The sequence below is a fragment of the Limnohabitans sp. JirII-29 genome (assembly GCF_003063395.1).
In the GTDB taxonomy this organism is placed as follows: Bacteria; Pseudomonadota; Gammaproteobacteria; order Burkholderiales; family Burkholderiaceae_C; genus Limnohabitans.
The window spans coordinates 271,486-283,154 of sequence record NZ_NESB01000003.1 but is presented as its reverse complement, the minus strand read 5'-3'; the positions used below and the strand labels follow the sequence as shown (position 1 = coordinate 283,154).

15 protein-coding genes are annotated in these 11,669 nt (G+C 60.2%); 6 read left to right on the top strand and 9 right to left on the bottom strand.

Annotated features, from left to right (window positions below; translation table 11 throughout):
• Positions 1-100 precede the first annotated feature (100 nt).
• Both B9Z39_RS06445 and B9Z39_RS06440 read left to right on the top strand, forming a co-directional pair.
• The gene (locus B9Z39_RS06445) at positions 101-358 is read left to right on the top strand and encodes an Arc family DNA-binding protein (protein ID WP_100148045.1); all 258 of its coding nucleotides are present in this window, start codon (positions 101-103) and stop codon (positions 356-358) included.
• On the top strand, positions 355-777 hold the full coding sequence (locus B9Z39_RS06440) for a type II toxin-antitoxin system VapC family toxin (protein ID WP_108301095.1): 423 nt from the start codon (positions 355-357) through the stop codon (positions 775-777). The genes B9Z39_RS06445 and B9Z39_RS06440 overlap by 4 nt, the downstream gene beginning before the upstream one ends.
• On the opposite strand, the gene B9Z39_RS06435 is transcribed toward B9Z39_RS06440, so the two are convergent.
• The 9 genes from B9Z39_RS06435 to B9Z39_RS06395 all read right to left on the bottom strand — a co-directional run bounded on the left by B9Z39_RS06435 (position 774) and on the right by B9Z39_RS06395 (position 7,938).
• Positions 774-1,487, bottom strand: a complete 714-nt coding sequence (locus tag B9Z39_RS06435) for a tRNA-uridine aminocarboxypropyltransferase (RefSeq protein WP_108301094.1) — start codon at positions 1,485-1,487, stop codon at positions 774-776. The two genes, B9Z39_RS06440 and B9Z39_RS06435, sit on opposite strands and share 4 nt — an antisense overlap.
• 9 nt (positions 1,488-1,496) lie before the next feature.
• Entirely contained in the window at positions 1,497-2,738 is a 1,242-nt protein-coding gene (locus B9Z39_RS06430) for a hypothetical protein (RefSeq protein ID WP_108301233.1), read from the bottom strand.
• A 60-nt stretch (positions 2,739-2,798) separates the two neighbouring features.
• Positions 2,799-3,545 (bottom strand): hypothetical protein, encoded by a 747-nt coding sequence (locus B9Z39_RS06425; RefSeq protein ID WP_108301093.1) that lies wholly within the window; start codon positions 3,543-3,545, stop codon positions 2,799-2,801.
• Positions 3,546-3,560: 15 nt separating this feature from the next.
• Positions 3,561-4,106 carry a hypothetical protein gene (locus B9Z39_RS06420; RefSeq protein ID WP_108301092.1) on the bottom strand — a complete coding sequence of 182 codons (546 nt, stop codon included), beginning with the start codon at positions 4,104-4,106 and terminating at the stop codon, positions 3,561-3,563.
• 2 nt (positions 4,107-4,108) lie between these two features.
• A complete protein-coding gene (locus tag B9Z39_RS06415) occupies positions 4,109-4,393 on the bottom strand; it encodes a DnaJ domain-containing protein (RefSeq protein ID WP_100148050.1) in 285 nt (94 codons plus the stop codon).
• A gap of 20 nt (positions 4,394-4,413) precedes the next feature.
• Positions 4,414-4,938: a GNAT family N-acetyltransferase gene (locus B9Z39_RS06410; RefSeq protein ID WP_108301091.1), complete on the bottom strand. Its 525-nt coding sequence runs from the start codon at positions 4,936-4,938 to the stop codon at positions 4,414-4,416.
• A gap of 77 nt (positions 4,939-5,015) precedes the next feature.
• Positions 5,016-5,816, bottom strand: coding sequence for a LytTR family DNA-binding domain-containing protein (locus B9Z39_RS06405; protein WP_108301090.1), 801 nt, complete (start codon positions 5,814-5,816; stop codon positions 5,016-5,018).
• A complete protein-coding gene (locus tag B9Z39_RS06400) occupies positions 5,813-6,850 on the bottom strand; it encodes a sensor histidine kinase (RefSeq protein ID WP_158269464.1) in 1,038 nt (345 codons plus the stop codon). The genes B9Z39_RS06405 and B9Z39_RS06400 overlap by 4 nt, the downstream gene beginning before the upstream one ends.
• 2 nt (positions 6,851-6,852) lie before the next feature.
• Entirely contained in the window at positions 6,853-7,938 is a 1,086-nt protein-coding gene (locus B9Z39_RS06395) for a prolyl oligopeptidase family serine peptidase (protein WP_158269463.1), read from the bottom strand.
• Between the two features lie 201 nt (positions 7,939-8,139).
• Between B9Z39_RS06395 and B9Z39_RS06390 the strand changes: the two genes are divergently transcribed.
• The 4 genes from B9Z39_RS06390 to B9Z39_RS06375 are packed head-to-tail and all read left to right on the top strand — an operon-like array spanning position 8,140 to position 11,659.
• Entirely contained in the window at positions 8,140-9,117 is a 978-nt protein-coding gene (locus B9Z39_RS06390) for a tRNA-dihydrouridine synthase (protein WP_108301232.1), read from the top strand.
• Positions 9,114-9,980: a PA4780 family RIO1-like protein kinase gene (locus tag B9Z39_RS06385; RefSeq protein WP_108301231.1), complete on the top strand. Its 867-nt coding sequence runs from the start codon at positions 9,114-9,116 to the stop codon at positions 9,978-9,980. The genes B9Z39_RS06390 and B9Z39_RS06385 overlap by 4 nt, the downstream gene beginning before the upstream one ends.
• A 54-nt stretch (positions 9,981-10,034) precedes the next feature.
• Positions 10,035-10,514 carry a hypothetical protein gene (locus B9Z39_RS06380; RefSeq protein ID WP_108301230.1) on the top strand — a complete coding sequence of 160 codons (480 nt, stop codon included), beginning with the start codon at positions 10,035-10,037 and terminating at the stop codon, positions 10,512-10,514.
• Positions 10,511-11,659, top strand: coding sequence for a YbfB/YjiJ family MFS transporter (locus B9Z39_RS06375; RefSeq protein ID WP_233248934.1), 1,149 nt, complete (start codon positions 10,511-10,513; stop codon positions 11,657-11,659). Before B9Z39_RS06380 ends, B9Z39_RS06375 begins: the two co-directional genes overlap by 4 nt.
• Positions 11,660-11,669: the final 10 nt, after the last annotated feature.

Below are 11,669 nucleotides of genomic sequence, written 5' to 3'. Positions count from 1 at the left end.
ATTGTCGGTCACGATAAGGTGAGCTCATGATTGGGCAATGGAAATTTGCTTTCATTGCTAGCAGTGCTTGCATATAATTTCTAGCCATCAGGAGACCCGCATGAGCACCTTGACCATCCGCAACATCGAACCGGCCATCAAAGACAAACTGCGACATGCCGCTGCCGCACACGGCCGATCGATGGAGGAAGAGGTTCGCACCATCTTGCGCAATGTGTTGACGCAACCTGCCGCCACCAAGGGTTTGGGAAGCCGCATTCATGCCCGATTCGCCCTCATGGGCGGCGTGGAGTTGGCGTTGCCTGAGCGCCGTGACTTGCCCCGTGCTCAGGACTTCAAGACCGAGGTTTCGCCTTGATCGTTCTCGACACCAATGTGGTGTCTGAGTTGATGCGACCAGCGCCCGAGCCGGGTGTCTTGACTTGGTTGAATGCACAAGCCACGCAGGAGTTGTGGCTCAACAGTGTGGTGGTGTCTGAGCTGTTGTATGGCATTGCACGCTTGTCGGAGGGCGCGCGCAAGCGGCAATTGGCGCAGACGGTGTCTGCCATGTTGGACGAGGACTTCATGGGTCGCGTCTTGCCGTTCGATTTAGAGTCTGCGGTGATCTATGCCGAGTTGGTGGCAACCCAAGAGCGCCAAGGCCTCGCATTGGCCATGGCAGATGCGCAGATAGCCGCCATCTGTCTGGCGCATGGTGCGGTGCTGGCTACGCGCAATGTCAAACACTTTGAGGGTTTAGGCCTCACGCTCTTGAACCCTTGGGCAGCGCTTTAACGCAAGGCGCGCAAGACCCTGTGCACAGCATCGTCCAAGTCCACCGCTTGTTGGTGTTTGGCCTTGAGGTAGTGCTCGGTGTAGACATCCAAGTAGGCATTCAAGGTGTCTGCGGCGTGCGTGTCTTGGGCCAATTCCAAGCACATGGCCCCCACTTCTGCGGTGCAAAAGTGGTCATCACGTTTGGAGCGGCGCAGCGTGTAGCGCGACATCTGCTCTGGGTTGAGGCTCAGCACGGGGAGCTGGTTGAGGTAAGGGCTTTTATGGAACATCTTGCGTGCCTCGGCCCAGGTTCCGTCGAGCATGATGAACAGTGGGCGGCGTGCGTGGTCGTGTTGCACCTGGTTCACCACACGTTCAGGCGCCACAAACTCTCCGGGAAACACCACATAGGCCTGCCATTGCGGGTCGGCCAGCAGTTGCAACAGGGCCGGGTCCACCTCGGTGCGGGCCCAGCCAAAGGCGAAGGTGTCGGGCACCACGTCGGCAATCAGCCAGCCGGTGTTGCTGGGTTTGAGCGGTTCAATGTCGGCCATGAGCAGGCACATGCCAGCCGTGGTGGGCACGCTGTGGCGTAGCGCGCACATGCAGTGGCTGAGGATGAGGCGACAGCCCGCGCAGCGCTCGCCCTTGGGGCCGCCTCTGGCCAAAAATGGTTTGACGCTGCGCGCCAAGCGGGCGCTGCGCAGACGTGAGACGGCGTGAGGCATGCTCTGCGTTCAATCGCTCACGTTGCACTCGCGCCGCAGCAAGGCCAGGGCATCGTGCAGCTTGTAGTCGTGGTCGCTCTGGAGCGTGGCCTGTGCGTCGTCCACAAAGCTGTGCCACATGCGCAGGTAGTCGCTTTGGTGCTGCACGGGGGCGTGCTCTGCGATGAACTGCTGAGCCAAGGTCGGGTTCATGCCCGACTTGCGAATTTTGCGCACCAGCGTGGCCGCAGTTTTTTCGGTGAGCAAGGTTTTGCCTGGGCTGCCTGCGGCAATGCACAAGAACAGGGTCAGCAAGGAGCTGTCGTCGCTGTGGCCGGCGGTGGCTTTGTGCCAAGCGGCAGAGGCTTGGCGGTCAAAGTGGTCCACCTCGGACAAACCGTCTTCCAGCCAAAAATAGCGGCCCACAAAAGCGGGCGTTTGCTGGAACAGTTTGTGGGGGGTGAGGGTGGCATCCAAGATTTTGGGCAAGTCAGCTTGCACGTTGGCAAGCACGGTATCGACCGCCGACTTGTACGCCACAGGCAGAGCCTTGGGGCCGGCGAGTGTGATGCTTTTCTTGGCACTGGCGGTACGCAGGGTTGCGACGATTTTTTGAAAGGCCACCCAGTCGGGCCATTGGGTCTGTCGGGCCGCCACAGCGAGCAAGGCCGTGCGAATGACGGCTTCTGCGTCACAACCCGCTTCTTCAAGGTCGTCGGCACCCAGGCCCATCGGCTCGGCCAGCCAGATGGCCGCTTCGATCACGTGGGCCACCTGTTGGCGCTTGGCCAATTCCGCTTGGTAGTCGGCCAAGGTACACAGCGACCACTTGGCCAATTGGGGAATGTGTTTGTCGCCAAAGCCGCCGTGTTCGTTCATGCCGAAGTGGGTGTTTTGGGGCATCACGATGAGGGCTTTGAGCATGTCAGAGGCCGCCTTGGAGCGCGACATGAACGAGTGCTCGCGCAGGGCTTGAGCGGCTTGGGCCAAGTCACCGCCACTGAGCAGCTCCAGATTCAGGCTCACCAGATTGACGATGCGGTCTTTGGCCTTTTCAATCTCGGGGCGTAAAAATTCGCTGCCAAAGTAGCGCGCAATTTGCACCATGCCTTTTGGCGCATCGGTGGCGATGGCGTCGAGCCGGGCTTGGTCCAAGATGCCGTGTTGCACCCCAAACACCAAGGCCTTTTCAAAAAATGCACGGCCATCAAACATCGCCACGTGGGTGGCTGTGTTGGATTGGGTGGGGTTGGGTAAACCGGTGTCAGACATGGTTTGAAAGGTTGCAGCCAGGGGGTTCAACAGGGCGTTTGTAGGGTGCGCTACTGCGCGTCAAATGGCCGACTCCTCGTCCGAGTCGCGTGCCGCCGGCGTGGCTTGGCCACGGTCGGTGGCGCTGGTCTCGACCTTGTTGTCGTCCTCGTCAGAGCCTTCTTCTTCAGACAGCCCGAGGTCATGGGCGCGTGCCTTGGCGCGCAGCACCAGCAGCATCTCAATGAACAAATCAGGCAGTTTGTGGCGCAATATCCAAGCCAGTTGCATCCAGTCTTGGTCGGCCACTTCGTCTTCTTCCACCCGAGGCTTGATGTAGGCCGAGCCCAACAGGGCGGACTCAGACAAGATGTCGCCGTCGTCTTCCACCGTCTCAAAGGTGCCGGTGCGGGCAAAAGCCTCCACGCGGCTCCACTTCTCTGAGAAGTAATCCGCCAGGGCTTCTGCGCCACCTTCGAGGTCGCCAATCGCAGTCAAAAACTCAACTGTGTCTGCGTCTTCGCGGAAGATGATGGCGTTCATCATGCCGCGCAGGTGGGTACGCGTCAGGTCTTTGTATTGTTTTTCAATCACCACGGCACGCGCGAACTGCTCGGGCGAGACCAACAGGTTGATGACCGACTCTTTGGAGTTGTCGTACTCGCGAATCACGGCCAAGATATCTTTGGGCGGCAATTGCTCCAGCACCACCATCAGGGCTTGGTCGCCCTCGGTGTCGGCCAGTTCCACCAAGGCCGCTTCGGCGGCCACGATGTCGCCGCTGGCGATCAGGCTTTGGGTTTTGGCAATCAGGGCGAGTGCGTTCATGGCGTGTGTCCTTGTTTATTCTTTGCTGTCAAAGCCTTGTTCCACCATCCAGGCGTTGCCAGCTTCCTCGCGCTCACGGGCTTCGCGTTCTTCTTCGTCCTCTGGTCCGGCGTGCGCGCGCTCGGTGGCATCGTCGTCGGCGTCTGTACGGGCTGTCTGTGCGGCGGCGCCCATGGGTTTTTGGTGCATGTATTCCAGACCAGCGGCCACCGTCAAAAACCAGGCACCCGTGGGCTCGCTCAACGCGGTTTGCACCATGGGCTGGGCCCAGGGGGCGATGTGCAAGCTGTCAGACAGTTCTTCCCAACTGAGCAGCTCGTCGGCGTCGCGGCTCAACAAGTGGTCCATCATGGCCGGGGCGTTGAACTGAAAGGCTTGGTGCAAGACCACCGCCACCATCTCGGGGTTGAGGTCCATCATTTGCAGCAAAAACGTCATGGCCTGGCGTTTTTCAGCCAAGCGTTTGTGCAGCACGTGTTGGCCTTCCGAGTCAAAACTCAGGTCGTCCAACTCAGCTTGGTAGGCCGAGCGCAGCTCTTGAAAGAAGGGAGAAATGTGCATGGTCAAGCCCGGTTGAGCAGTTGCTGAAAGTAGCTGTGCCAGATCTCGCGTGCCGTCTGTGCGGGGTCGTCCAGCAGGTTGCGGCGGCGGTTGTCGTCATAGGCTTGGCGCTTGGCGTCGTCGGACAGCACCTCGTAGGCCTCTTGCGCAGCACGAAAGCGTGCGGGTGCGTCCTCGTCCGTGTTGCGGTCGGGGTGGAATTGCGAGGCTTTTTGGCGGAAAGCTTTTTTGATGTCAGCCAGGCTGGCATCGCTCTTGAGCCCCAGGGCTGCGTAATGTTCTGACACGTGGTTCTACCGCTTGCCCATCACAGCGCTTGCTTGAGGCGAATTTCTTCCACCTTCACGGGGCCCATGGGCACGGTTTTGGCGCTGTTCATCTCGCGCTTGAACCCAGCCAACTCGTGAAATCGCATGGCGCGGTCATTGGCAATCGGCACCCAGATGGACACATGGGTGCAGCCTTCTTCTTGCAGGCCTTCGCGTGCCGCGTCCCACAAGGCCAGACCCACACCTTGCGACCAGTGGCTGGGGCTGACGTAAATGTCCCAAATCTCGCCCATGGTGTTGGGCGTGCCTGGGTCGCGTGAACGGTCAAACCCCACAAAGCCCACCAATTCGCCAGCCGCCAAAGCCACCTGTACTTGGGGCTCGGCGTATTGAATGGCTTCACGCCAGTAGGCGGTGCTTTTGACGACGGGTACTGGCGGCACCGAGGAACCGGTGCGCATGGACTGGAACGCTTCTTTGGCTGTGGCTGCGTAGAGTTCGGCGATGTGGGCTGCGTCTTGAGGGGAGGCGGGGCGTACTTGGAAAGAGAGGGTGCTGGACATGGATCAAAGACAAACTAGGAATGCAAATTTTTGCAAAGGGTCGATTGTCCCAGTAAATCGATGGGCTGAGTTTTGCCTCACATGGCTTTGAACAAGTCGGTGTGAAGTCTGCTGACGCCTAGGGGCTCAGGGTGCTGGTTCAAGCGCAGCCACATCTTGCCGTTGGCGTCGCGATTGGCCCAAGCAATGGCCCTCGACTGCACCACAGTGCTGCGGTGTATTTGCCAGAACTGTGAGGTGTCGAGCTGTTGCAGCAAGGTTTTGATGGGCGTGCGAATCAAGTATTCGCGTTCAGCAGTGACCACGCGCACATATTTTTCGGCGGCTGCAAAAAATAACACGTCGTCCAGTGCCACACGGTGCAGCACTGTGCCGATCGACGCTTGGATGGCTTGTAAACGGGGCAACTGGACGTCACGCGTGGTGAGTGCGCGCTCGATCTGGTGGAGGGAAGTGTGCAGAGCATGGGCGCTTTGTTCGGTACTGACTGCCGCAACAGGTGCTCGTTGCAGTCGTTCGATGGTGCGTGCCAGTCGCTCTGTTCGCACAGGTTTGACCAAGTAGTCCAGCGCTTGGGCTTCAAACGCTTGCAATGCGTATTGGTCATACGCCGTCACAAACACGATGTGAGGCAACGCATGCGTATCTGGCCAGTCCTCCGCCAAGGCATTGGCCACTTCCAATCCGTTCATGCCCGGCATGCGGATGTCCAAAAACAAAACATCAGGCAAGTGGCTCAAGGCTTGTGCATGGGCAGACACACCGTCGCGTACGTTGGCCACGATCTGAAGTTCAGGCCATAGCTGTTGCAACGCTTGCTGCAAGCTGTGCGCCAAGTGTGGCTCGTCTTCGGCGACGATAGCGCAGGGTTGCTTCATGGTGCTGCTGAGATTGGGATTTGCACCGTGACGCAAGCACCGCCCTCAACGGGAGATTCGATGAGCAAATGCGCGCGATCCCCGTACAGGGTGTGCAGCGTTGTTCGCACATGGTGCAAGCCGATGGATGTGCCGTGCGTGTTGGCTTGGGTTTGAAAACCCAAGCCGTTGTCTTGAACGCGCAAGCACAACAGATTGTTTTGCAGGTTTGTGCTGATGCGCACAAAACCGCCAGCGATTTGAGGCTCAAGCCCATGACGAATGCTGTTTTCAACCAAAGGTTGAAGAATGAGCGAAGGAATTTGGAGCGTTGCCAATTCGGGCGGCAGGTCGATTGCAAAACTCAGTCTGTGTCCCATGCGCATTTGCATCAACCGCAAATAGTCTGAGAGGCAGGCAAACTCTTGCGCTAGAGGTTGATGGCTTTGATGCGAGGCTTGCAATGTGGACCGTAAAAAGTCAGTCAAGTGGTCGAGCATGGCACACGCTTGTTGGCGATCGTGTTCAATCAATGCGCGCAAATTGGCCAATGTGTTGAACAACATGTGTGGTTCAAGCTGTGAGCGCAGCAAACGCAGCTGCGCTTGTGTGCTTTCACGCTTGATTTGTTCGGCCTTGATGCGCTGCGTGAAGTAGTAGCCAAAGCCTAGGCTAATGGTCAATGTGCCAAGCAATAGACCCATAAATTTCCCTGGGGCAATGGCCAGCAAATCTAGGGTGGACCAACCCGCGTACACGTCGCCCACCCACGTGCCTATAACATAACCCAGCAAGGTTGCGGCGCATGCAAACCAAAAATTCGACTTCTTCGCCAAAGTGCTATCTAGAAAAAAGTAGCGCAATGGGTCGTTCAAGAACCAGATGAAGCTGCTGATGGCGTAGGAGTACACCAAGGCGATGGCCAAACGGTGAGGGTCGAAATTGGCGCCTATCCATTGCAACAACGCGGTCACCAGCGCCACGGCCCAGACAATGAGCGCGCGTTGCAACAAAGGTTTGCGCTGATGGGGTGGCAGTGAGAAAGAAAAACGCATGGTCATGGCGCGAGCGAGCTCTTGAAAAAATCGGCAATGCGATCAAAAGCCCATTGTCGTTGTGCCTCTGTGAAGTTGTCGTGCGGTAACCCCCCGCGAATTTGCTGCGCAGCAATTTGCTGTGCCAGTGGTGCTGGCCAAGGCGAAAGCCAGTCAAAGTGCCCCGCCGGGGCGTTGGCGCTCAAGACAGTGCACGTGGTGCAATTTTTCAACACATGCTGGGCATGAAATTGCGGCAGCAACACCTCGTCTTTGTCGGCCGTTGTCAACCCAACAGGAATCTGGATACGCGCCAAGCTCTCGGGTGTAAATATGGCTGCCAGCGGCACCAAAGCACTCACGGCCACCACACGAGCGTCTGGGCGTGGGTCGGGGTTTTGCGCGGAAGAGGTGCGGCCACCATGGGGTGTTTTCAGATCTTCAGGCAACCACGTGTCATCGGTTTGAGAGGCGGTTTGAAACTGTCTGCGGCGTAGCGCTTGCTTGTCGGGTTGCTGGGCTAAACCGTTCATGCAAAAGCCGATGTCTTCGTCCAGGTGTTGCGCGCAGTGTCGAATCAACTGCATCATGTGCCACTGCGCCCCGGCCATCACCAAGGCGCTCACGCCGCCTGCCGACATGCCGTGTACGCCCACATGCTGCAAGTCGAGCTGCATGTTCCACGCCTTATCTTGGGCCAACCAGTCGATGGTTTCCGTGATTTCCTGAGGGCGCGTGAGCCAAGACGGTGGCCCCGCCTTGCTGAAGTCGCGGTAGTTGTCACCACGGTGTTCGGGCTGCGCCACCACAAACCCCGCACGCGCGAGTGTGGCGGCCAAGGTGAAGTCGCTCAAAGCGCTGCCGCCAGTGCCGTGGGACATGACCACCACATGGCGAGCTTGCGATGCAAGTGGTGCATTCAAGGCGACCTCAATTTCAAACGGCCCGCGCGTGGTTCGACTCACGGCGGTTTGCGTGGGATACACCAAGGTGATGTGCATGTCTTGCGTCACGACCTCGCGCATGCCCACTTGCGACCAAGCGACGGTGCTCGCGCACAGGCTGACAAGCCCAAGTGCAAGATATTTTTTCAAATGGCTGATTCTCATGATTTGACCTGCGGCATACCTCTCTGGTTGGATGTGGGCTGGCCTTGTTGACCCACCCATGCCACCACTGTGCCCGCAGACTTTGCGGGTCTCAAGCTTCTTGCGACGAACTGCAAGAACAAGGGTGTGAAATGCAAGCGTGCAGCCCACTACCGTGGCCTGATCTACACTGCCAGCCCCCTTGCGAAAGACTTTCCCCCAATGATCATCCTTGCCCCCATGGAGGGCCTGCTCGACTGCGTGCTGCGCGATGTGTTGACCCGTGTGGGCGGCATTGACCGCTGCGTGTCTGAGTTCATCCGTGTCACCAACACCTTGTTGCCCGAGCGCACGTTTTTGCGCGTGGTGCCCGAGTTGGCCAACGGCGGGCGCACACCTGCCGGTGTGCCAGTGCGCCCGCAGTTGCTGGGCTCCGACCCCGACTGCCTGGCCGACAACGCTGCCCGTGTGGCGGGTATGGGCTGCGATGGCGTGGACCTGAACTTTGGCTGTCCGGCCAAGCAAGTCAACCGCCATGGCGGCGGTGCCGCCTTGTTGCAAGACCCCGAGGTGTTGTTTCAGATCGTGCGTGCGGTGCGCCGCGCCGTGCCTGCGCACCAAGTGGTGTCGGCCAAGATGCGCCTGGGGTTTGACGACGACCGCCGTGCCGAAGCCTGCGCCCAAGCGCTGGAGGCAGGTGGGGCCAGCGAAATCGTGGTGCATGCGCGCACCAAGGCCGACGGCTATCGGCCACCGGCGTATTGGCCGCGCATTGAAGACATCCGCGCCGTGGTCAAGACCCCACTGGTGGCCAACGGTGAAATCTGGAATGTGCCCGACGCGTTGCGGGCCCGCGCCGAGTCGGGCTGTCATGCCTTGATGGTGGGGCGCGGCATCGTGACCAACCCAGGCTTGGGCCTGGCGATCAAAGCCTGGGATGCCGGTACCACCGACCCCGATGCGCCGACCGTGGGCGTGAGCTGGGACGACTTGGGGCCGCACTTGGCGGCGTTTTGGGCCATCACCTGCACCCGCATTCAGCGCCACCACCAAGCCGGGCGCTTCAAGCAGTGGCTGAACTTTTTGCGCAAGCACTACCCCCAAGCCCAAGACGCCTACATGGACTTGCGCACCGTCACCCAACCCGAGCGCATGGCCGAGTGGTTGGCGGCCAACGCAGCGCGCAAAATGGTGGCATGAAAGCACCCCCCAGACTCCAAGCCCTTGTTGACGAAGGCCTGATCGACACCGTGGTGCGACAGCTCATGAGCGGCAAAGAAGCCATGGTGTATGCGGTGCGCTGCGGCGACGACACCCGTTGCGCCAAGATTTACAAAGAGGCCACCCAGCGCAGTTTTCGCCAAGCGGTGGATTACACCGAAAACCGCAAAGTCAAAAACTCGCGTCAGGCCCGTGCCATGGCCAAAGGCACCAAGTTTGGCCGCCAAGCCCAAGAAGCCGCGTGGCAAAGCGCCGAAGTGGATGCGCTGTACCGACTGGCGGGTGCTGGTGTGCGCGTGCCCCAGCCTTACAACTTTTACGAAGGCGTGCTGTTGATGGAGCTGGTCACCGATGCCCACGGCGACGCTGCCCCGCGCCTCAACGATGTGGCCTTCACACCTGAGCAAGCCTTGCAGCACCACCGCACCCTGATTGGCGAGGTGGTGCGCATGGTGTGTGCGGGCGTGGTGCATGGGGATTTGTCGGAGTTCAACATCTTGCTGGCCGATGAGGCGGGACAAGACGTGCCCGTCATCATCGACTTGCCGCAGGCCGTTGACGCAGCGGGCAACAACCATGCGCAGCGCATGCTGCTGCGCGATGTGGCCAATTTGCGCGACTTCTTTGGCCAATTCGCCCCCGAGTTGCTGCGCACCGACTTTGGCCCTGAAATTTGGAGCCTCTACCAACAAGGTGTGTTGGCACAAGACACTGTGCTGACAGGGCGCTTCGACCGCAGCACCGCCGATGTCGACCTGAGCGCTGTGATGCGCGAGATCGACGACGCCCGTGCTGAAGACGCCGCCCGGCGACTGCGCATGCAGCAGGCCGCCACGCCTTGAGGCACAAAGCACCGTCTGCATGTGCCACGATTCATTGATTCACCCGAGATCACTGTGACCCAAGATTCCTCCATCTCCGAAGACATCCCCTTCATCCAAGAAGCCCGCGTCTGGCAGGGCGAGGGCTGGACCGCCCGCGTCATCAACAACGACGATGACGACGGCTGGGCCGTGGCCATGTTCAAAGACGGCGAAGCTGAAGCCGCCTTGGTGGGCCCCTGGACCATGGGGCGCGACAAAAAGAACCCCAAGCCCCTGGACAACAACGCGTTTCTGACCTTGGTGAAAACCGCGCACGAGTTTGTGCGCCGCCATGAGCAGCAACTGCACGCCAGCTTGCACCAGAGCCTGGACCTGAACAGCCCACAGGGCCGCCTCACGGTGCGCTTTGACATCGTGCCCGACGACGAACACCCCTACGCCCTGCTGAGTGCCTATGACGAGATGGGCGAGTGCTTGGCTGAAAAGCGTGTGCAAGCGTCGTTCAAGTTCAACCGCAGCAGCGCCCAGGTCTGGGTGGAGGGTGGCTTTTGAAAGCCTGGCAAGTCACCACCGGTGGTGTGTGTGGCTTGGTTTTGACCATTGGCTTGGCCCGTTTTGCCTACACCCCCTTGTTGCCCAGTTTGCAGGCGCAAACCGGCTTGAGTGACGCCGGGGCAGGGGCTTTGGCCGCCATCAATTACGCGGGCTACATGAGCGGCGCGTTGGCCGCCGCCTGGATTGACGACGTGCGCTGGCGCCACCGCCTCTACAGCATGGGTTTGTGGATGGCGTTGTTGACCACGGCGGCCATGGCCTTGTCCACTTGGATGCCCGCTTGGGCGCTGTGGCGCTACATCGGTGGTTTGTGCGGAGCCACGGGCATGTTGCTGGGCTCTGGCTTGGTGCTGGGGTGGTTGATGCGCCACGGCCATCGGCCCGAGTTGGGGCTGCACTTCATGGGCATTGGCTTAGGCATTGTGGTGTCGGCGCTGGGGGCTTGGGGCTTGGCACAGGTGTGGCCCGAATGGTGGCGCCAATGGGTGGCGTTTGCGGTGTTGGGCGTGGTGTTTTTTGTACCGGCCTGGATGTGGCGTCCGCCCGTGCCACCGGCGGTTGCCGCTGCGCAGGCCGATGAGGGTGTCAACACGGTCTCGCGCCGTTGGCTGTGGACCATGCTGGGCAGCTACTTTGCGGCGGGTTGGGGCTTTGTCATCAGCGCCACGTTCACCGTGGCCATGGTCGAGCGCGAACCCGCGCTCGCGGGCCAAGGCCCCTGGGCCTGGGCGCTGGTGGGTTTGGCCGCCATGCCGGCGGTGTTTGTGTGGGACCGTGTGGCACGCCGCATCGGCGACACCCGTGCCTTGCTGTTGGCCCTGGGTTTACAAACCGTGTCGGTGGTGTTGCCCGCCCTGTCGGGTTCGCTGGCAGCGGCCATGGCGGGCGCGGTGGGGTACGGCGCGACCTTCATTGGCATCGTCAGCCTGACCCTGGCGCTGGTGGGGCGACGCTCCCCCCACAACCCGGGCAAAGCCATGGCACGGCTCACGCTAAGTTATGGTGCTGCACAAATGATTGCCCCGGTGGTGGCTGGCTTGATGGCTCAAAGCACGGGCACGTTTCGTGGGGCTTTGTGGCTCACGGCTGGGGTGATGGCTGCGGGCATGGCCTTGTTGGCCACCTTGCCGGATGAGGGGTGAATGCGCTCAG